This window comes from Leifsonia williamsii (genome assembly GCF_030433685.1).
Lineage (GTDB): Bacteria > Actinomycetota > Actinomycetes > Actinomycetales > Microbacteriaceae > Leifsonia > Leifsonia williamsii.
The window spans coordinates 2,339,796-2,359,011 of sequence record NZ_JAROCF010000001.1; the positions used below are offsets into that span (position 1 = coordinate 2,339,796).

General features: G+C 71.1%; 18 protein-coding genes. 16 read left to right on the forward strand and 2 right to left on the reverse strand.

Translation table 11 applies throughout. The features are described 5' to 3' along the window. The first annotated feature begins 7 nt into the window (after positions 1-7). The 3 genes from P5G50_RS11010 to P5G50_RS11020 are packed head-to-tail and all read left to right on the forward strand — an operon-like array spanning position 8 to position 2,928. Complete coding sequence (locus P5G50_RS11010; protein WP_301209051.1) at positions 8-787, forward strand: lysophospholipid acyltransferase family protein; 780 nt, start codon at positions 8-10, stop codon at positions 785-787. Continuing rightward, on the forward strand, positions 780-1,934 hold the full coding sequence (locus P5G50_RS11015) for an NAD(P)H-dependent glycerol-3-phosphate dehydrogenase (RefSeq protein WP_301209049.1): 1,155 nt from the start codon (positions 780-782) through the stop codon (positions 1,932-1,934). The genes P5G50_RS11010 and P5G50_RS11015 overlap by 8 nt, the downstream gene beginning before the upstream one ends. Further along, complete coding sequence (locus tag P5G50_RS11020) at positions 1,831-2,928, forward strand: D-alanine--D-alanine ligase family protein (RefSeq protein WP_301209046.1); 1,098 nt, start codon at positions 1,831-1,833, stop codon at positions 2,926-2,928. The genes P5G50_RS11015 and P5G50_RS11020 overlap by 104 nt, the downstream gene beginning before the upstream one ends. An 85-nt stretch (positions 2,929-3,013) precedes the next feature. Here the strand turns inward: P5G50_RS11020 and P5G50_RS11025 are convergent, their stop codons facing one another. Continuing rightward, positions 3,014-3,532 carry a DUF3515 family protein gene (locus P5G50_RS11025; protein WP_301209043.1) on the reverse strand — a complete coding sequence of 173 codons (519 nt, stop codon included), beginning with the start codon at positions 3,530-3,532 and terminating at the stop codon, positions 3,014-3,016. 25 nt (positions 3,533-3,557) lie between these two features. On the opposite strand from P5G50_RS11025, the gene P5G50_RS11030 reads away from it, so the two are divergent. Then, positions 3,558-4,565, forward strand: coding sequence for a thiamine-phosphate kinase (locus P5G50_RS11030; RefSeq protein WP_301209041.1), 1,008 nt, complete (start codon positions 3,558-3,560; stop codon positions 4,563-4,565). A 235-nt stretch (positions 4,566-4,800) separates the two neighbouring features. Beyond that, on the forward strand, positions 4,801-5,127 hold the full coding sequence (locus P5G50_RS11035) for a ferritin family protein (protein WP_301209038.1): 327 nt from the start codon (positions 4,801-4,803) through the stop codon (positions 5,125-5,127). Here the strand turns inward: P5G50_RS11035 and rsmD are convergent. Then, positions 5,124-5,690 (reverse strand): 16S rRNA (guanine(966)-N(2))-methyltransferase RsmD, encoded by a 567-nt coding sequence (rsmD, locus tag P5G50_RS11040; protein ID WP_301209035.1) that lies wholly within the window; start codon positions 5,688-5,690, stop codon positions 5,124-5,126. The genes P5G50_RS11035 and rsmD overlap by 4 nt on opposite strands. 111 nt (positions 5,691-5,801) lie before the next feature. Here rsmD and P5G50_RS11045 point away from each other — a divergent pair, with 111 nt between their 5' ends. The 11 genes from P5G50_RS11045 to P5G50_RS11095 all read left to right on the forward strand — a co-directional run bounded on the left by P5G50_RS11045 (position 5,802) and on the right by P5G50_RS11095 (position 19,120). Continuing rightward, positions 5,802-6,542, forward strand: a complete 741-nt coding sequence (locus P5G50_RS11045; protein ID WP_301209033.1) for a tetratricopeptide repeat protein — start codon at positions 5,802-5,804, stop codon at positions 6,540-6,542. Continuing rightward, positions 6,539-8,755 (forward strand): ATP-dependent DNA helicase RecG, encoded by a 2,217-nt coding sequence (locus tag P5G50_RS11050; RefSeq protein ID WP_301209031.1) that lies wholly within the window; start codon positions 6,539-6,541, stop codon positions 8,753-8,755. Before P5G50_RS11045 ends, P5G50_RS11050 begins: the two co-directional genes overlap by 4 nt. A 98-nt stretch (positions 8,756-8,853) precedes the next feature. Continuing rightward, entirely contained in the window at positions 8,854-9,336 is a 483-nt protein-coding gene (gene coaD, locus P5G50_RS11055) for a pantetheine-phosphate adenylyltransferase (RefSeq protein ID WP_301209029.1), read from the forward strand. Next, positions 9,333-10,388, forward strand: a complete 1,056-nt coding sequence (locus P5G50_RS11060) for an AAA family ATPase (protein ID WP_301209027.1) — start codon at positions 9,333-9,335, stop codon at positions 10,386-10,388. Before coaD ends, P5G50_RS11060 begins: the two co-directional genes overlap by 4 nt. A gap of 3 nt (positions 10,389-10,391) precedes the next feature. Further along, positions 10,392-11,744 carry a DUF58 domain-containing protein gene (locus P5G50_RS11065; RefSeq protein WP_301209024.1) on the forward strand — a complete coding sequence of 451 codons (1,353 nt, stop codon included), beginning with the start codon at positions 10,392-10,394 and terminating at the stop codon, positions 11,742-11,744. Continuing rightward, positions 11,734-13,998, forward strand: coding sequence for a transglutaminase TgpA family protein (locus tag P5G50_RS11070; RefSeq protein ID WP_301209022.1), 2,265 nt, complete (start codon positions 11,734-11,736; stop codon positions 13,996-13,998). The genes P5G50_RS11065 and P5G50_RS11070 overlap by 11 nt, the downstream gene beginning before the upstream one ends. A 77-nt stretch (positions 13,999-14,075) precedes the next feature. Continuing rightward, positions 14,076-14,585, forward strand: a complete 510-nt coding sequence (locus tag P5G50_RS11075) for a YceD family protein (protein WP_301209443.1) — start codon at positions 14,076-14,078, stop codon at positions 14,583-14,585. A gap of 2 nt (positions 14,586-14,587) precedes the next feature. Beyond that, positions 14,588-14,791: a 50S ribosomal protein L32 gene (rpmF, locus tag P5G50_RS11080; protein WP_011185847.1), complete on the forward strand. Its 204-nt coding sequence runs from the start codon at positions 14,588-14,590 to the stop codon at positions 14,789-14,791. Positions 14,792-14,816: 25 nt separating this feature from the next. After that, complete coding sequence (gene rnc / locus P5G50_RS11085; RefSeq protein ID WP_301209441.1) at positions 14,817-15,530, forward strand: ribonuclease III; 714 nt, start codon at positions 14,817-14,819, stop codon at positions 15,528-15,530. Further along, positions 15,508-16,428, forward strand: coding sequence for a bifunctional DNA-formamidopyrimidine glycosylase/DNA-(apurinic or apyrimidinic site) lyase (gene mutM, locus P5G50_RS11090; RefSeq protein WP_301209016.1), 921 nt, complete (start codon positions 15,508-15,510; stop codon positions 16,426-16,428). The genes rnc and mutM overlap by 23 nt, the downstream gene beginning before the upstream one ends. A 145-nt stretch (positions 16,429-16,573) precedes the next feature. Further along, the gene (locus P5G50_RS11095) at positions 16,574-19,120 is read left to right on the forward strand and encodes an N-6 DNA methylase (protein WP_301209439.1); all 2,547 of its coding nucleotides are present in this window, start codon (positions 16,574-16,576) and stop codon (positions 19,118-19,120) included. Positions 19,121-19,216: the final 96 nt, after the last annotated feature.

The window sequence follows — 19,216 nt, forward strand, 5'->3', positions numbered from 1 at the left end:
TGGGAGGGTGCCTCATCCCGACACCCCCGCTCCCGCTTCCGTGAAGCAGCGCTCCGAGAAGTCCCGTCCGTCGATCTTCTGGGTGCTCGCGGGCATCATCGTGCCCCTCGGCAGCCTCCTCGCCCGATTCCGCATCGTGGACGGGGAGAAGCTGCCGAGGCAGGGCGCCTTCATCGTCTCGCCGAACCACTACAGCGAGATCGACCCGGTGATGATGGGCATGGTGCTCTGGAAGCTCGGGAGGCTGCCGCGCTTCCTGGCGAAGGACAGCCTGTTCCGCATCCCCGTCGTCGGCTGGTTCCTGCGCAAGTCCGGCCAGGTGCCGGTCGCGCGCGGCGGCGCCGCCCGGGGCGCGGCCCCGCTCGACGCGGCGCAGAAGATCGCCGACGAGGGCCGCATCGTGGTCATCTACCCGGAGGGCACGCTGACGCGCGACCCGGACATGTGGCCGATGCGCGGCAAGACCGGCGCGGCGCGCATGGCGCTGGAGACGGGCATCCCGGTGATCCCGATGGCGCACTGGGGCACGCAGCAGGTGATGGCGCGGTACGCGAAGAAGATCTCGCTCTTCCCGCGCAAGACCATCGCGGTGAAGGTGGGCGACCCGGTCGACCTGTCGGCCTTCGAGGGCCGTCCGCTCGACGCGAGCACGCTGAACGAGGCCACCGCCGTCATCATGGACGCGATCACGCACCTGCTCGAGGACCTGCGCGGCGAGACCGCGCCCGCCGAGCGCTGGGACCCGGCCACGCACAACCAGAAGGAGACCGGCCGCTTCGATGGCTAGAGCACAGAAGGCCCGCATCCCCGTTCCCGCGGCGCCCCGCAGGATCGCCGTGCTCGGCGCCGGGAGCTGGGGCACCACGTTCGCGAAGATCCTCGCCGACGGCGGCAACGACGTCACGCTGTGGGCGCGGCGGCCGGAGCTGGCGCGCGAGATCAACGAGGTGAAGCGCAACAGCGACTACCTCGAGGGCATCAACCTGCCGCGCACGCTGCACGCCACCTCCCGGCTGGGGGAGGCGATGCGCGACGCCGAGCAGGTGTTCGTGTCGATCCCGAGCCAGTCCCTCCGCTCCAACCTGGAGGCGATGACGCCGTTCCTCGGGCCGGAGACGATCGTCGTCAGCCTGATGAAGGGCGTCGAGAAGGGCACCGGCCTGCGGATGAGCGAGGTGATCGCGCAGGGCCTCCCGGTCGACGTGGAGCGGATCGCCGTCGCCTCCGGCCCCAACCTCGCGCTCGAGATCGCCCGCGAGCAGCCGACGGCCGCCGTCGTGTCGTCGGCGAGCCTGGAGACCGCGCAGGCGGTCGCGATGGCCGCCACCAACCGCTACTTCCGCAGCTTCGTGAACACCGACGTGATCGGCACAGAGTTCGGCGGCGTGCTGAAGAACCTGATCGCGGTGGCGATCGGCATCGTCGACGGCGTCGGCTACGGCGAGAACACCAAGGCGTCGATCATCACGCGCGGGCTGGTCGAGATGACCGACTTCGCGGTCGCCTACGGCGCGGAGGCGCAGACCCTGTCGGGCCTCGCCGGGCTCGGCGACCTCATCGCGACCTGCGAGTCGTCGCTCAGCCGCAACAACACCGCCGGCCGGCTGCTCGGACAGGGGTACGCCTTCGCCGACGTGGTGAAGCAGATGAACCAGACGGCCGAGGGGCTCGCGTCGGTCGCGCCCATCCTGAGCCTGGCGGAGGCGCGCGGGGTTGACATGCCGATCGTGCGGCAGGTGAGCCAGGTGCTCGCCGGTACGCTCGATCCGAAGGACATCGCACCGCATCTGACCACGGATTCGGACGAGCCGCAGGGCGAGAGGACAACGGATGACGGAACAGGTCGCGGTCGCACTACTCTTCGGGGGGCGCTCAAGCGAGCATTCGATCAGCTGCGCGACGGCGGCGGGAGTGCTCGCCGCGATCGACCGTGACACGTATCGCGTCATCCCCGTCGGGATCACCCACGACGGCGCCTTCACCCTCCAGCCCGACGACGCCGCGCGCTTCGCGCTGAACGCCGAGGAGCTGCCGCAGGTCGAGGACAACGGGTCGCGCATCCAGTGGCCGGACAGCGTCGCCTCGCGCGAGGTTTTCGTCACCGACGCCGACGGCGCGCGCACCTCGCTCGGCGAGGTCGACATCGTCTTCCCGATCCTGCACGGGCCGTGGGGCGAGGACGGCACCATCCAGGGCCTGTTCGAGCTGGTGGGGCTGCCGTACGTCGGCAGCGGCGTGCTGGCGAGCGCGCTCGGGATGGACAAGCACTTCACCAAGACCGTGCTGCAGCAGGCGGGCATCCCCGTCGCGCCCTGGCGGACCGTCACCGCCTACGAGTGGCGCACCGCCGCGGACGAGGTGCGGGAGGCGGCGCGCACGCTCGGCCTGCCCGCCTTCGTCAAGCCCGCACGCGCCGGGTCGAGCGTCGGCGTGACGAAGGTCAAGGACTGGTCGGAGCTCGACGCCGCGATCGAGGTCGCGTTCGCCGAGGACGACCGCGTGCTGATCGAGTCGGCGGTCGTCGGCCGCGAGGTCGAGATCGCGGTTCTCGGCGGTCGTCCGGGGGAGCCGACCCGCGCCTCCGTCGCCGGCGAGATCGTCGTCTCCGGTCGCGACTTCTACGACTTCGCCGCCAAGTACCTCGACGCCCCCGGGATCGACCTGGTCTGCCCGGCCGACCTGACCGACGCCGAGCTCGCCGACATGCGCGACCTCGCCGTCCGGGCGTTCGACGCGATCGGCGGGGAGGGGCTCGCCCGCGTTGACTTCTTCCTCACGGCGGACGGCTTCGTGATCAACGAGATCAACACGATGCCCGGCTTCACGCCGATCTCGATGTTCCCGCGCTGCTGGCAGGAGAGCGGCCTCTCGTACCCCGCCCTGATCGACGAGCTGATCCAGGTGGCCCTGGCGCGAGCCGCCGCCTGACGGCCTACGAGCCGGGGCAACCGCCGAGTACGCGGATTCTCCGCGTACTCGGCGGTTTCTGGCCGAATTCGCGCGTACTCGCCGGTCAGTTGCTGGGTGTGGGCGCCGGAGTCGGGGTCAGGTCGGTGTCGAGGGTGCTGAGGCACTTCTGCGTCTGCTTGACGACGGCGATGGCGGAGGCGAACTCCGGCAGCACCGACGAGTCCGACACGCCCTGCACGTGGTCGATGATGACCTCGGTGGCGGGGGTGCGGCCGAAGGTCTGGTAGACGATCGTCTTCGCCGCCGGGTCGGTCATCAGCACCCAGTCGATGCCGTTGACGCTCACGCAGGGCTTGGTCGTCGCCCCGATCGGCGGCACGCCGCAGCGCAGCAGCACCGCGGTCGGCGACCCCCACGCGCCGGTCGCCTGCGCGTCGGTGACGCGCTTCTGCTGCCCGGCGACGGCGTCAGGGAGGCGCACGGACACCTCGGCGCAGCCGGGGTCGTTCGCGTCGGCGGCGGGCTCCAGCGAGACGGTGGGCGCACACCCGGCGAGGGCGAGGCCGGCCCCGGTGAGGAGCACGGCGAGCAGGGCGGCGAGGGCGGGGCGGCGAACGGACATCGGATTCAGGCTACCGTTTCACCTCATGGGGAACTCTGGGAGCACGACCATCCAGGACGCGTCCGAGCGGGAGGCGCTGCGCCGCATCTTCCCGCGCCTCCCGCAGTCCCGCGCGACGATCGTCGGCCCGGGCGACGACGCCGCCGTGCTCGCCGCCCCCGACGGCCGCTACGTCGTGACGACCGACATGATGGTGCACGGCCCGGACTTCCGGCTCGCGTGGTCGAGCCCGTTCGACCTCGGCTGGAAGGCGGCCGCCACGAACCTGTCCGACGTGGCCGCGATGGGCGCGGTGCCGACCGCGCTGGTGGTCGCGATCGCCGCGCCTCCCACGACCCCGCTGACGGACCTGGAGGCGATCGCCGACGGCTTCCGCGCCGCGTGCGACGCCCTCGCGCCGGGTTGCGGAGTGGTCGGCGGCGACCTCTCGGTGTCGGCGGCGCTCACGTTCGCGGTGACGGCGTTCGGCGACCTAGAGGGGCGCGCCCCCGTGCTGCGCAGCGGCGCTCGGCCCGGCGACGTGGTCGCGGTGTCCGGTCGGCTGGGTGCGGCGGCGGCCGGCCTCCGGCTGCTGTTCGCGGAGGCGGTGGACGCGTCGGGCGAGCCGGACGCCTCCCGCTTCGCCGCGGTGGCGGCCGCGCACCCGGCGGAGGTGGCGGCGCAGCTGCGCCCAGAGCCTCCCGTCGCCGACGGCCCGCTCGCCGCCGCGGCCGGCGCGACCGCCATGCTCGACCTCAGCGACGGCCTCGCCCTCGACGCCCGCCGCGTCGCGGAGGCGAGCGGCGTCGCGATCGACCTCGACCCGTCCCTGCTGCACGCCGCGGCCGCGCCCGGTGTCGACCTGCGGACGGCGCTGACCGGGGGAGAGGACCACGGCCTCCTCGCCGCCTTCCCGCCCGACACGGTCCTGCCCGGCGGGTTCCGGCCGGTCGGGATCGTCCGCGAGGGCGCGGGCCTGCTGGTCGACGGCGCCGTCTTCGACGAGCGCGGCGGCTGGGACCCGTACCTGGAATGGGACGGCGGCCGCGGCTAGCGACTCCGGAGGCGCGCGGCGACACGCCGCCTCACGGCCAGCAACTCCGGAACCCGGCCTCGCTCCGCACCGGCATCTCCGGACGTACGCCCGCGGCAGCAACTCCGGAGAGGCGGCCCGGCCCCGGCCCGATCTCCGTGCGAACCCGCCACGCCCCGGCGCGTCGCCGGAGACCTCCGGAGCTGTCGCGCAGGCTTCCCATGCGCGTACGGTGGCGGCACCGGGAGGAGCGACCATGTCCACTGATCAGTACCACGAGCCGCCCAGCGAGCTGAGCCAGGAGACCCGCACCTTCGCCCGCATGTGCGCGAGCCTGGCCGAGGAGGCGGAGGCGATCGGCTGGTACGAGCAGCGGATCGCGGTCGAGCACGACCCGGTCGCGAAGGCGATCATGCTCGACTCGCTCGCCGAGGAGTACAAGCACTTCAGCATGGAGCTGGAGTTCCTGCTGCGCGCGAAGCCGCAGTGGCGTGCGACGGCGCAGGGCATCCTCTTCACCGACGGCGACATCGTGGAGCACGGCGAGGAGGCCGAGGAGGAGGCCGAGGACGTCGAAGGCTAGGCCCGCCCCACCCACCACAGCGCGGTCTCGCCGTAGTCCTTGCGGCGCTCGACCACGAGGCCCGCGGGGAGGCTCGGCTCGCCCGTGCGCGTGCTGCGCTCCACGCAGACGACCGCGTCGGGGGCGAGCAGCGGCTCCAGCGCGGTCAGCACGGCGAGCAGCTCGGCGTCGTCGACGTCGTACGGCGGGTCGATGAAGACGAGGTCGAACGGTCCGGCAGCGCCCGCGAGGTAGGACTGCACCGACGTTGCCCGCACGTCCACCACCGGCCGGGCGGAGGCGGGAGCCGCTCGCGTGACGGCCGCCGCGTTGCGCCGGCACACCTGCGCCGCCGGAGCGCTCTTCTCGACCAGCGTCACCGCTGCGGCACCGCGGCTCGCCGCCTCCAGGCCGAGCGCGCCCGAGCCCGCGTAGAGGTCGAGCACCCGGGCGCCGCGGATCGCGTCCCGCGCTTCCAGCGCCGAGAAGGCCGCCTCGCGCACGCGGTCGCTGGTCGGCCGCGTGCCGCTCTTGGGCACCTGGAGGGTGAGCGAGCCGGCGAAGCCGGAGACGATGCGGGTCATGGCTCGACGAGCCTACCGGCCGGAGCTCGCTGCCGCCGGGCCCACCGGCGCCCAGCCGCCGGGTCGCCCGATGCACTGGTGCATCGGCCGGGCGACCGCCAGAATGTGCGCATGGAGGATCGCCTCGAGCAACCCGAGCTCGACGCGCTCTGGAGGTTCGACGATCCCGTCGCCTCCGCCGAGCGCTTCGCCATGGCCGCCGCAGAACCGTCCCGCTCCGAGTTGGTGCGCGCCGAGCTCGAGACGCAGCGCGCCCGCGCGCTGGGCCTGCAGGCACGGTTCGAGGAGGCCGAGGCGCTGCTGGAGTCGCTGGAGCCGGCGTTCGGCCGCCTCCACCTCCGCATCCTGCTGGAGCGCGGCAGGCTGCGCAGCGCCGAGGGCCGGCCGCAGGAGGCGGTCCCGCTGTTCGAGGAGGCGCTGCTGACCGCCCGTCGCGACGACGAGGTCTTCCTCGCCGTCGACGCCGCCCACATGCTCGCCCTCGCCGACCCCGAGCGCGGCGAGCAGTGGACGGAGGAGGCGCTGGCCGAGCTGCGTGCGACCGACGACCCGCGCACCCTCCGCTGGGGCGTCGCCGTGCACTCCAACCGGGCCTGGGCGCTCCTGGAGGCGCACGAGGCGGCCAGGGCGCTGCCCGAGTTCGAGGCCGCCCAGGAGTCCGCCGAGCAGTACGGCACGCCTGACCAGCTGTTCGCGACCCGCTGGAGCGTCGCCCGCTGCCTGCGGGAGCTCGGCCGCACGAAGGAGGCGCTCGCGATCCAGCGTGCCCTCGTCGCCGAGCGCCCGGAGGACACGGATGTGGCGGCGGAGCTCGCCGCGCTGACGGAGGAGGCGCATACGATCGAGTCATGACCTCTGCCTCCGCCCCGGCCATCGAGGGCGCCGTCACCCTCGACTCCCGGCTCACGGGCGTGCTCGGCGGCCGCACCGCCGGCGCGTTCGAGAAGGCGTTCGGCATGCGCACGGTCGCCGACCTGCTCTCGCACTACCCGCGCCGCTACGCCCGGCGCGGTGAGCTGACCGCGCTCGCCAACCTCCCGCTCGACGAGCACGTCACGATCGTGGCCGAGGTGCTGCGCGTGCAGGAGCGGCCGATGCGGGCCCGGCGCGGGTCGATCCTCGAGGTCAGGATCTCGGACGGCGAGGGCATCCTCACCCTCACCTTCTTCAACCAGGCCTGGCGGTCGAAGGAGCTGGTGCCCGGCGTGCGCGGCATCTTCGCAGGCAAGGTGTCGGCATACCGGGGAGCGCTTCAGCTGGCCCACCCCGACTACGAGCTGTTCGAGCCCGACGCCGAGAACGCCGTCACGCCGGGGAGCGCCGCCGCGGCCTCCTGGGCGATGACCCCCATCCCGATCTACCCGGCGACGGGCACGGTCGCGAGCTGGCAGGTGCAGAAGGCCGTCGCCCTCGCGCTCGACGCGCTCGGCCCGGTCGCCGACCCCGTCCCCGCCTCCGTCGTCGCCGAGCGCGGCCTGCTGTCGTTCCGGGAGGCGCTGGAGGGCGTGCACCGGCCGCAGAAGGACGCCCAGTGGCAGCGCGCCCGCGACGCGCTCCGGTTCCAGGAGGCGTTCGTGCTGCAGGCGGCCCTGCTGCAGCAGCGCGCCGCCTCGCGGACCGTCGCAGCCACCCCGCGCCGTGCCGCCCCCGGCGGGCTCCTGGAGCGCTTCGACGCGGTCCTGCCGTTCACCCTGACCGACGACCAGGGCGTCGTCGGCGGCGAGATCGCCCGCGACCTGGCGCAGGCCGAGCCGATGCACCGGCTGGTGCAGGGCGAGGTCGGCTCGGGCAAGACGCTGGTCGCGCTGCGCGCCATGCTCGCCGTCGCCGACTCCGGGGGCCAATCCGCGCTGCTGGCGCCGACCGAGGTGCTCGCCGCGCAGCACCTCCGCTCGATCGCCGCGATGCTCGGACCGGATCTCTCGGCCGAGCTCATGCCGACCCTCCTCACCGGCCAGCTGAGCGCCGCCGAGCGCAAGCGCGCGCTGCTGCGCACGGTGTCGGGCCAGGCCCGCATCGTGGTCGGCACGCACGCGCTGCTCGGCGACGCGGTCACGTTCTTCGACCTCGGGCTCGTGGTCGTCGACGAGCAGCACCGCTTCGGCGTGGAGCAGCGGGAGGCGCTGCGGGCGAAGGGCGGCACTCCGCCGCACGTGCTCGTGCTCACCGCCACGCCGATCCCGCGCACGGTCGCGATGACGGTCTTCGGCGACCTCGACGTGTCCACGATCGCGCAGCTTCCCGCCGGCCGCCAGGGCATCGAGAGCTTCGTCGTGCCGCTCGCCGATCATCCCCGCTGGGAGCGCCGCATCTGGGAGCGCGCCGCGGAGGAGATCGCGAAGGGCCGCCAGGTCTTCGTCGTCTGCCCGGCGATCAGTGGCAAGGAGGCGGAGGACGACGGCGAGGAGCAGCAGCCGGACGAGGGCGCAGAGCCCGGCGAGGCCCCGCGCCCGATCGCGAACGTGGAGGCGGTGGCCGCCCAGGTGCGCGCCGATCCGCTCTTCGCCGACTCCCGCATCGGCGTCCTCCACGGCCGGCTCCCGAGCGACGCCAAGGACGAGACCATGCGGGCCTTCGCGGCGGGCGACATCGACCTCCTGATCGCCACGACGGTGATCGAGGTCGGCGTCAACGTGCCCAACGCGTCCGCGATGGTCGTGCTCGACGCCGACCGGTTCGGTGTCTCCCAGCTCCACCAGCTGCGCGGACGCGTCGGCCGCGGCGGCGTGCCCGGTCTGTGCCTCCTCGTGACCGGCGCCGAGCAGGGCTCCCTCGCCCGGGAGCGGGTGGAGGCGGTGGCCGCCACCCTCGACGGCTTCGAGCTCGCCAACGTCGACCTGGAGCTGCGCCGCGAAGGCGACGTGCTGGGCAGCCGCCAGTCGGGCGGGCGGTCGTCGCTGCGGCTCCTGCGTGTCGCCTCCGACGGCGACCTGATCGCGGAGGCGCGCACAGCCGCCGAGGAGGCGCTGGAGGCCGACGGCGGCCTCGCCGCGCACCCCGCCCTCGCCGCCGCGCTGGCCCGCCGCCTCGACGAGTCGGAGCGGGCGTTCCTCGGCAAGTCCTGAACCATCCCGGCCGCTGTCTCGTGGAGTCCGTGGGCGGGTCCGCGAAGATAACGGATTCACAACGAAATGCCGGTTTCCGCGGGATAGTCTGGAGGTCTATGAACAGGATCGCCGTCGTCCCTGGATCGTTCGACCCCGTCACGCTCGGGCATCTCGATGTCATCGAACGCGCCGCGGGCCTCTGGGACGAGGTCCATGTGCTCGTCGTGCACAACCCGGCCAAGACGGCCCTGCTCCCGATCGCGCAGCGCGTGAGCCTGATCGAGAAGTCGATCGAGGACGCGGGGATCGTCGGCAACATCGTCGTCGCCTCCTGGTCGGTCGGCCTGCTCGTGGACTACTGCACCGACGTCGGCGCGCACGTGCTCGTGAAGGGCATCCGCTCGCAGGTCGACGTCGCGTACGAGACGCCCATGGCGATCGTCAACCGCCACCTCGCCGCGGTCGAGACCGTGTTCCTGCTGCCGAACCCCGCCAACGCCCACGTGTCGAGCTCGCTCGTCCGCCAGGTCTCCGCCCTCGGCGGAGACGTGAGCCCCTACGTCCCCTCCGCCGTCTACGAGTACCTGCAGGAGACATGAACAGTTACGCGACGCGCCAGCCCACCGAGTCCTCCGTCGCGCCGGAGGAGGTGGGAACCGCCGCGCCCGGCATGGACCTGGCGGAGCTGCGGCGCGCCGCCGAGCAGATCAGCGCGAACGTCGAGTCGGTGATCGACGGCAAGCACGAGGCCGTGCAGACCGCGCTCGTGGTGCTGCTCGCCGAGGGCCACCTGCTCATCGAGGACGTGCCAGGCGTCGGCAAGACGATGCTGGCGAAGTCGCTGGCGAAGTCGGTCGACTGCTCGGTGAGCCGCATCCAGTTCACGCCCGACCTGCTGCCGAGCGACGTCACCGGCGTCTCCATCTACAACCAGGCGGAGCGCCGGTTCGAGTTCAAGCCGGGCGCCGTCTTCGCCAACATCGTGATCGGCGACGAGATCAACCGCGCGAGCCCGAAGACGCAGTCGGCGCTGCTGGAGTGCATGGAGGAGCGCCAGGTCACCGTCGACGGCACGACCTACCCGCTCGCCGCGCCCTTCATCGTGGTCGCCACCCAGAACCCGGTCGAGATGGAGGGCACCTACGCCCTGCCGGAGGCGCAGCGCGACCGCTTCATGGCCAGGATCGCGATGGGGTACCCCGACGAGGGCTCCGAGCTCGCGATGCTCACCACGCGCGACACCTCAAGCCCGCTCTCCCGGATCGGACCGGTGGTGACCGCCGAGCAGCTCCGGGCGATGATGGTGACCGCACGCAGCGTGTTCGCCTCGCCGCCGGTGAAGCAGTACGCCGTCGACCTGGTGCGGGCCACCCGCGAGGACCGCGACCTGCGGCTCGGCGCGAGCCCCCGCGCCACCCTGCAGCTGGTGCGGGCCGCCAAGGCGATGGCGGCGCTCGACGGCCGCGACTTCGTGCTGCCCGACGACATCGACGCGCTGGCCGTGCCGGTGCTCGGCCACCGGCTGCTGCCCACGAGCCGCGCGCTCGGGCACCACCACGAGAGCGCGCCCGTGATCGCGGACATCGTGCGGCGGATCGTCGCCTCCACGCCGGTCCCGGTCGGCTCCGGCGCCATCGGCGGGCGGCCGTAGCCCATGCCGCGCCGCGCCACGGCGAAGCGGCCCTCCGCTCCCCGGGTCTCAGCATCTCGGGTCTCGTCGCCGCTCAAGAAGCCGCGGCCGACCGCGCGCGGCTGGACGCTGGGAGCGGTGGGAGTCGTGGCGCTCGCGTGCTCGGCGCTGTTCGGGCGCACCGACGTGCTGTTCGTGGGCGCCTTCCTCACCCTCCTCACCCTCGCGGCGATGATCTCGGTCACCTGGGACCGGCCGCGGCTGAGCGTGACGCGCAGCTTCCATCCCGACATCGTGGCCGCCGGTGACACGGCAGCCATCGTCACTACCGCCCGCAACCTGTCGTCGCGGCCCAGCCCGGCGGCCCGCTGGCGCGAGTTCGCCCCGGCGGCCGTCGCCGTGCAGCGCTCCGCGCCCTTCCCGCGGCTCGGCGCCCACCAGCCCGACACCTCCCACGGGCGCGACACGGTGGTGCTGCGGCAGGAGGTCGTGGCCGAGAAGCGCGGCTCGCACCCGGTCGGTCCGCTGATCATCAGCCGCACCGACCCCTTCGGCATCGCCTACGCCGAGTACGCGATCGGCCAGCCCCGCCAGTTCCTGGTCACGCCGCGCGTGACCCCCCTCGACCGCGGAGAACTCGACGTCGCGCACAGCGAGGGCACCGAGCACGAACTGCTCCGGCACAGCATCCCGAGCGCCGACGAGCTGATCGCGCGCGAGTACCGGCCGGGCGATCCGCTGCGCCGGGTGCACTGGCGGGCGACCGCGCGCCACGACCAGCTGATGGTGCGGCAGGAGGAGCAGCGCAGCAACCCCGAGGCCTGGCTGCTCGCCGACACCCGCGCCGGCCTCGCCGACGAGGACGCGTTCGAGGCGCTGGTCGCGCTCTTCGCCTCCGTCGCCGTGCACCTGCTCGACGAGGGCTTCGCGGTCAGCATCGTAGAGACCGCCGCGCGGCAGCTCACCGGCCGCAGCGGCGCCGGACGCACCGGCACGCTCGGCGCCGCCACGCCGACCTACGACACCGGCGGCGCCGACCGGCTGCTGCTCGCCGACCTCGCCGCGGTGGAGCCGCTCGCCGAGGCGCGCGACGACGCCGTCTCCGAGCTGGCCGCCGGCCTGCGCCGCGCCGGCCGCCCGGTGCCGGTCTTCGCCGTGCTGCTCGGCGGCACGCCGGAGCTGGGCTCCCTCGCGTCGCTGCGGCCCATGGGCGACCCGGCCGTCGCCTTCCTCGGCCCCGGCGCCTCGAGCGAGGTGGAGGAGGTGCTCGGCGACGCCGGCTGGCTCTGCGTGCCGTTCGCCGCCGGTGTCGACCCCTCCGAGGCCTGGCAGCGCGCGCTGCGGCGGCAGCGATCGGTGGTGCCCCGTGGTCAGTGAGTCCCTCGCGGTCCCGCTGGCGCGCACGCGCCGGAGGCGGATCGGCTACTGGCGGATCACCGGAGCGCTGGTCCTCCAGCTGCTCGCCGTCAGCATCGCGCTGATCGGGCTCATCCAGGGCTGGGGCTGGTGGTTCGCGCTGATGCTCACGGCCGGCGGCCTGCTGGTGCTCGGCGCGGCGCTGCGCTCGCTGGGCCTGCACCGCGGAGTCGTCCCCGTGGTGCTGCTCGCCGTGGCCGCCGGCATCATGACGGCCGCGTTCGGGCGCGGCAGCGGGCTGTTCGGGCTCGTTCCGACGCCGCGCACGTTCGAGGTCTGGGCCGAGTACGGCCGGCAGGCCCTGCTGTCGATCTACCAGCAGGGCACGCCGGCCGAGAGCCTGCCGGAGTTCCTGTTCCTCGTCGTCGGCGGCGCGTGCCTGATCGCGCTGATCCTCGACACGGTCGCGGTCGCGATCCGCACCCCGGCCTTCACCGCGCTCGGCGTCGGCGCCGTGCTCGTCGTCCCGGCGGCCCTCCTGGGAGACGGACTCGACCCGACGGCTCTCGCCGCGTCCGCCGCCGCCTTCCTCTGGCTGCTGCGCTGCGATGTGCGCACCCGGCGTCCCGGCTCCCCGCGGCCGGTCGCAGCGCTGTCGGTCGGGGTCTCCTCCGTCGCCATCGCCGCCCTGCTCGCGGGCACGGCTCCCGGCTTCGACCAGGGAGGCGCGACCCAGTTCACGGCGGGCGGCATCAACATCGGCGGCACGGTCACGCCGCTCGTCGACCTCGGCAAGGACCTGCGCCGCCCCTCCGCCGTCCGGGCGCTGACCTACACGACGACGGCGGCCTCCGGCCAGTACCTCAAGCTCGCCTCCCTCGACCAGTTCACCGGCTCGGTCTGGAAGCACCGCGCCCGCGACACCAACCGCCTGCAGGACGGCGCCGAGATCGGCCCGGTCACGGGCCTCGCCGACGACGTGCAGCGGGTCGAGATCAGCACCGACGTGCAGATCGACAACATGCTCAGCCGCTGGCTGCCCGCGCCCTACCCGGTGAAGTCGGTGAAGGGGCTCGACGGCACCTGGTCGTGGAACCCGGAGGATCTCACCATCGGCGGCGTCAACGCGACCACCCAGGGTCAGCGCTACACCGTCACCTCGCTGCTGCTGCAGCCCACCGCCGAGCAGCTCAGGAACGCGGGCGGCTTCGTGCCGGAGGAGGCCCAGCGCGACCTCTTCCTGCCCGCGAACCTGCCCGGCATCATCGGCGCGACCGCCCTGGAGGCGACGGCGGGCGCCACCTCGGAGTACGAGCAGGCCGTCGCACTGCAGGACTACTTCCGCGACAACAACTTCGTGTACTCGACGCAGACGCCGCTGCAGCAGGGGTACGACGGCGACGGCGGCCGCGTCATCGCCAAGTTCCTCGAGGTCAAGAGCGGGTACTGCGTGCACTACGCCTCGGCGATGGCGCTGATGGCCCGCTCGCTCGGCATCCCGGCGCGCGTGGCGGAGGGGTACCTCCCCGGTTCCACCAGCGGAGGGACGGCCAGCAACCCCGGCGAGTACACCGTCACCAGCGACGACCTGCACGCCTGGCCGGAGCTGTACTTCGCCGGCGTCGGCTGGGTGCCGTTCGAGCCGACGGTCGGCCGTGGCACCATCCCGTCGTACACGCGGCCCGAGAGCACGATCGTGACGCCGGTGCCGCAGTCCACCTCCGGCGCCACCTCCCAGCCGCAGCGCGTCGTTCCGACCGACCCGGCGCAGGTCGCGGGGGCGCGCGCCGCCACCCCGCCGTCGCCGCTCCAGCCCGTGCTCTCGGGGGCCGGCATCGCCCTCCTCGTGCTCGCCGTCCTGCTCACCCCGGCCGTGCTCAGGCGGGTGCGGCGCCGGTCGCGACTGCGGCGGCTGGGGGAGTCGTGGGGAGGCGCGCCGATCGTCTGGGACGAGCTGCGAGACACCGCGCGCGACCTGGGCTGGGAGGCCCCCGCCACCGAGACCTCGCGTGTCTTCGCGCAGCGGGTCGCCGCCGCCGTCCGCGGCACGCCGGGGGAGGAGGCGATGGGGAGGCTGCTGGAGGTGCGCGAGCGCGACGCGTACGGCCCGCCCACCCGGGCGGTCGCCGTCGGCCTGGCCGACGACCTGAGCCGGGTCCTCTCGGCGCTGGAGGCGCAGGCCGGGCGCGCCAGACGGGTGCGCGCCGTCCTCGTTCCTGTGTCCTTGCTGCCAGCAGGCTGGCCGCCCGCCGTCAACCCGGGGAGAGCCTCGTAGAATAGTCGGTCGTGACCACGTTCAAGAAGACTCCGTACACGGTCAATGTGTACGACCTCATCCGCCGACCCGGCGCGATGAAGGAGCAGCACCTGAGCATCCCGGTCGGCGACAAGCTGGGCGAGGGGCTCATCTCCGTGCCGGAGGGCGCGACCATCGATCTCGACCTCCGGCTCGAGTCGATGCACGAGGGCATCCTCGCCACCGGCGAGGTGTCCAGCACCGCCACCGGCGTGTGCGGGCGCTGCCTGATCGACATCGAGCAGCCCGTCCAAGTCGATTTCCAGGAACTTTTCGCGTATCCTGCTGAGGAAGCTTTCGATCATGAGGTTCACGACGACCACGTGGATCTTGAACCTCTGATCAGGGATGCGGTGGTGCTGTCACTGCCGTTCCAGCCGGTGTGCCGGCCGGACTGCCCGGGTCTCGACCCCGAGACCGGGCAGCGGCTTGCGGATGTACCGGACCACGAGCCCAAGCAGACCATCGATCCGCGCTGGTCTGCGCTCGCGGCTTTCCAGGCTTCCGACACCACCGAATCCACCAGCAGCAGCGCCCCGTCCGACGGGGCCGGAGAAGAGAGATAGACATGGCCGTTCCGAAGCGGAAGCAGTCTCGCGCCAACACCCACGCCCGTCGTTCGCAGTGGAAGGCCGAGGTCCCCACGCTCGTCAAGACCGTCGAGAACGGCAAGGTCACCTACTCCCTGCCGCACCGCGCCAAGGTCGTCGAGGACTCGGCGGGCACCGCCCTGTTCCTCGAGTACAAGGGCCGCAAGGTCGCCGACGTCTGAGCGTCACCCACAGCACGTGAGCACCGTGGTCGGCGAGAACACTGACCGCAGCACACTCTCCGAGAAGCTCGGGGTCGATATCGACCCCGAGCTTCTCGAGCTTGCGCTGACCCATCGCTCATACGCGTACGAGCACGGTGGCATCCCCACCAACGAGCGCCTCGAGTTCCTCGGCGACTCCATCCTCGGGCAGGCCGTCACCGTCAAGCTGTACCGCGAGAACCCCGACCTCGACGAGGGCGAGCTCGCGAAGCGCCGGGCCAGCCTGGTCAGCTCGGTCGCGCTGGCCGAGGTGGCCCGTGGCATCGGCCTGGGGGAGTATCTCCGGCTGGGCCGCGGCGAGAACCAGAGCGGCGGCCGCGACAAGGCGTCGATCCTCGCCGACACGGTGGAGGCGCTGATCGGTGCGACCTATCTCGACCGGGGCGGCGAGGTCGCGACCGCGCTGGTCCTGCGGCTGATCGAGCCGCTGCTGGCCGACCCCGACCGCTTCGGCGCGGCCATGGACCCCAAGACAGCGCTTCAGGAGGCCGCCGCCCGCCGCGGCGCCGGCGCACCCGTCTACACGGTCACGAACACCGGCCCCGACCACTCCAAGACCTTCCATGCGACCGTCGAGGTGGAGGGCGTGGTCACCGCGAGCGGCGAGGGCACGAGCAAGAAGCAGGCCGAGATGGCCGCCGCGCTCACCGCCTGGACCGAGCTGAGCAACCGGCGTGCCCGAGCTTCCCGAGGTTGAGGTCGTCCGCGCCGGGCTCGCCCCGGCGGTGACCGGAGCGACCATCCTCGGCGTGGAGGTGTTCGAGCCCCGCTCGCTCAAGCGTCACGACCCGCTGGCGGGCGCCTTCGAGACCCTGCTGACCGGGCGCGTCATGCAGACCCCGGTGCGCCGCGGCAAATTCCTCTGGATCCCGCTCGTCGGCACGCCGCGCCGCGCGATCGTGGCGCACCTCGGCATGAGCGGCCAGATCCTCCTGCGCGATCCGGGAACGGTGGAGGCCGGACTCCTGCGCATCCGCCTCCACATCGAGCACCCGTCGCACGGTGAGCTGTGGGTGCACTTCGTGGACCAGCGCATCTTCGGCTCGATGGCCGTCGACCAGCTCGTGCCGACCGCGGACGGCGCCCACGGCGGCCTCGGCACGGACGAGCCGCTGATCCCGACCCAGGTCTCCCACATCGCCCGCGATCCGCTCGACCCGGACTTCGACGACGCCGCCTTCGCGGCTGCCCTCTCCCGCAAGCGCACGGGCGTCAAGCGGGCCCTGCTCGACCAGACCCTGATCAGCGGAATCGGCAACATCTACGCCGACGAGTCCCTCTGGGCGGCGCGCCTCCACTACGACCAGCCGGCCGACACGCTGAGCCGGCAGAAGGTGCGCACCCTGCTCGCCGAGATCCGCCACGTGCTCGAGAAGGCCCTGGCCGAGGGTGGCACGAGCTTCGACGCCCAGTACGTCAACGTGAACGGCACCTCCGGCTACTTCGCCCACAGCCTCAACGTCTACGGGCAACAGGGCAGGCCGTGCCCTCGCTGCGGCACCCCGATCGTGCGCGAGCAGTTCATGAACCGGGGGTCGCACTTCTGCCCGCGGTGTCAGCGCCTGCGGGCCCGGCGCGAGCAATCCAGTCGATAGGATAACTCGATGTGCGCGGCGCCTACAGCGGTGCCGTTTTCGCCCCGAGGAGGCCGCAATTTCGACTGCACCACATGACCGGAGTACCGATGTATACCCGATCCTGAATGAAGAAGGAAAGTACATCTGTCTGACTGATGGAGCGCTGCTCCCGGCGACTCCTGAAGAGGCAGTTCGCCAGGGATTCATCGCGGTCTTGCGGAACGAGTACGGATACCCGGCGAACCGCATCCGGCGCGAAGTTCCGATCCATCACGGAAGCAGCGAGCTCACGGGAAAGGACGGCACAGCGGTACGGGCGGACCTCGTTGTCTACGCCGATGCTGTTGCCGCCGCCAAGCGTGACCAGGGTCGGATCACCTTCGTAGTCGAATGCAAGAAGCCTGACGTTAAGTCCGGTTATCAACAGTTGGTCAGCTACATCTTCTCCACGAATGCGCCAGGCGGTGTCTGGACGAACGGCATGGAAGGCGATGGCGCCGACACGAGGTTTTACCGCGTGGACCGGAAAATCGGGCAGCTGTTGCCCGTAGCGGAGCTTCCTCGGGCCGACGAAACCTGGGGCGCGGTCAGTCGGAGAAAGAAAGCAGAACTCGAAAAACCACACGATATCCGCCGCTTGTTCCGCTTGTGCAATAGCAAGTTGTACGGCCGCGGAATGGAGAACTACGACTTCGACCTGACGATGGATATGGTGCGGATCCTCCTCGCCAAAATCCATGATGAGTCGTCCGCCGGCGACTACCCGGACTTCTACATCTCCCAGGACGAGTATGAGAGCGCCGATGGGCGTGCGGCCGCAGCCGCGCGCGTGCGGTCGCTTTTCGAGCAGTTCGCAGAACGAAATCGCGAAGTGTTCCCCGAGGGCGAGAAGATCGAAGTGCCCGACTCGGCGATCGTCGAGGTGATCACAGTTCTACAGCCGTGGTCACTCGTCGTGGGCTATCAAGATGCCGATGATTGGGACGTGATGGGTGCGGCTTACGAGCAGTACACCCACCAAAACCTGAAGCGTCAGCGAGGTCAGTTCTTCACGAACCGGCTCATCGTCTCGGCGATGGTGCGGATCGTGGATCCCATGGTCGGAGAGAAGGTCCTCGATCCCGCCGGGGGTTCCGGGGGCTTCGTAACGGCGGCGTTCCGTTATGTTCGCCAGGCCGTCTTGGAGTCGACGCAGCCTGGCAGTCCGCAGCGTGAGCGACAGCTGGACGACGCGAAGAACGACATCTTCTTGTCCGAGATCACTCCGCGACTCGTTAAGCTCGCTAAGACCGCCATGCTGCTGAACGGAGACGGACATGCAGGCATGACGAGAGGAAATTCTCTCGGTCCGTACGAGGAGCTTGACCCGTGGATCCAGTCGCGTTGCTCCCGTGGCGTTCCGAAGGTGATCCTCTCCAACCCGCCGTTCGCAGGCCAGGGCGAGTCCCGCATCACAGATCCACATATTCTTGCCCAGTACGAGACGGCCAAGCGGACGGTCGTTTCCAGGGTTACCGGAATCCCTAGCGCAGAGCTGATGCCGCACCAGAGCCCGGAGCTTCTCTTCTTTGAGCGTTCGCTGGACTGGCTCGCCGAAGGCGGTCGAATGGGGATCGTCCTGCCCAAGGCGTTCCTCGACACGGCGCAGGCTTCGCGAGCGCGGCAGCTGCTTTTCGACAACGCGTACCTGGATGGCGTTGTCACGCTTCACAAGGACTCGTTCCAGCCCGACACCGGCGTGCGGACCTGCATCGTATTTCTGACGAAGAAGACCGCCGAGCAGCGGGAGCAGCTCGAAGATGATTACGAAATCTTCATGGCCGTCTCTCAGAAGATCGGTCAGACCTCCGAGGGAGTGCCAATCTTCGTTCTCGACGATGATGGTACGGCCACCGCCCGGATCGATCACGACCTCGATGAGATCGTGAGCGATTTCAAGGCGCTCCGTCGCGGAACTCTGGTGCCATCGCAGTTCCGATACGCCGTCAAGCGCTCCGACCTCGACGAGCGTCTGAACATCAACCCGCAGTATTACTCGCCCCACCTCAACGAGTCGATCGCGACTGTTCGCCGTTTCGATGAACTCGACGGATGGTCCGTGGTGACCCTCGGGCAGATCGAGAAAGGCATCTCGATCTTCAAAGGACCGCGTCTGAAAACCGAGAATGTGATCGTTCCGGAGGCCGAAGCCGGCAAGGAGGTTGTGGGGTACTACACGCCATCGGCGATGCTGCAGGACAAACGAGACTCCGCCAAATACGTCGATCTCGCACGAGCCAATGCAAAGCAGTTACGGAACTTCAAGACTGTCACTGTTCGGGAAGGCGACCTTCTGCTCACGCGATCCGGTTCCATCGGCAGGCTAGCCTATGTCTCGAGCGTCATGGACGGGCAGATCGTGTCCGACGACATGATCCGAGTACGCATTCCATCGGAGGAGATTCGGGCGTACGTCGCCGCATTCCTGCTGTCGGATAATGCCGCAGCTCAGATGCTGATGAACGAGTATGGCTCGATCCAGCAGCACCTGGAGCCCGGCCACGTCCGTGACCTTCTGATCCCGGTGCCGGACGACTGGGCCGACGCTGCGGAATTGGTAGCGAACGGACGCGCGTTCATGAAGGCGAAGGAAGTCTCGGATCAGGCGATGCACGCTCTCCGAATCAAGGGGTTCGACAGCGGCATCAGCGACCTTCTCGAAAACGCCTAAAGCTCGTCTGGGGGCGTTCGCAACTGCGTCAGGAACGAAGATGGCCCCCGCCCGAGATCAACGATCTCTGGCGGGGGCCATTGACTTCTCCGAGGA

Coding starts and splice junctions, on each gene's coding strand:
- P5G50_RS11050 (WP_301209031.1), top strand. CDS start 6,539: ATGACCTCTGCCTCCGCCCCGGCCATCGAGGGCGCCGTCACCCTCGAC.
- P5G50_RS11075 (WP_301209443.1), top strand. CDS start 14,076: ATGAAGGAGCAGCACCTGAGCATCCCGGTCGGCGACAAGCTGGGCGAG.
- P5G50_RS11035 (WP_301209038.1), top strand. CDS start 4,801: ATGTCCACTGATCAGTACCACGAGCCGCCCAGCGAGCTGAGCCAGGAG.
- P5G50_RS11060 (WP_301209027.1), top strand. CDS start 9,333: ATGAACAGTTACGCGACGCGCCAGCCCACCGAGTCCTCCGTCGCGCCG.
- P5G50_RS11025 (WP_301209043.1), bottom strand. CDS start 3,532: ATGTCCGTTCGCCGCCCCGCCCTCGCCGCCCTGCTCGCCGTGCTCCTC.
- coaD (WP_301209029.1), top strand. CDS start 8,854: ATGAACAGGATCGCCGTCGTCCCTGGATCGTTCGACCCCGTCACGCTC.
- P5G50_RS11030 (WP_301209041.1), top strand. CDS start 3,558: ATGGGGAACTCTGGGAGCACGACCATCCAGGACGCGTCCGAGCGGGAG.
- P5G50_RS11045 (WP_301209033.1), top strand. CDS start 5,802: ATGGAGGATCGCCTCGAGCAACCCGAGCTCGACGCGCTCTGGAGGTTC.
- rpmF (WP_011185847.1), top strand. CDS start 14,588: ATGGCCGTTCCGAAGCGGAAGCAGTCTCGCGCCAACACCCACGCCCGT.
- P5G50_RS11015 (WP_301209049.1), top strand. CDS start 780: ATGGCTAGAGCACAGAAGGCCCGCATCCCCGTTCCCGCGGCGCCCCGC.
- P5G50_RS11020 (WP_301209046.1), top strand. CDS start 1,831: ATGACGGAACAGGTCGCGGTCGCACTACTCTTCGGGGGGCGCTCAAGC.
- rsmD (WP_301209035.1), bottom strand. CDS start 5,690: ATGACCCGCATCGTCTCCGGCTTCGCCGGCTCGCTCACCCTCCAGGTG.
- P5G50_RS11065 (WP_301209024.1), top strand. CDS start 10,392: ATGCCGCGCCGCGCCACGGCGAAGCGGCCCTCCGCTCCCCGGGTCTCA.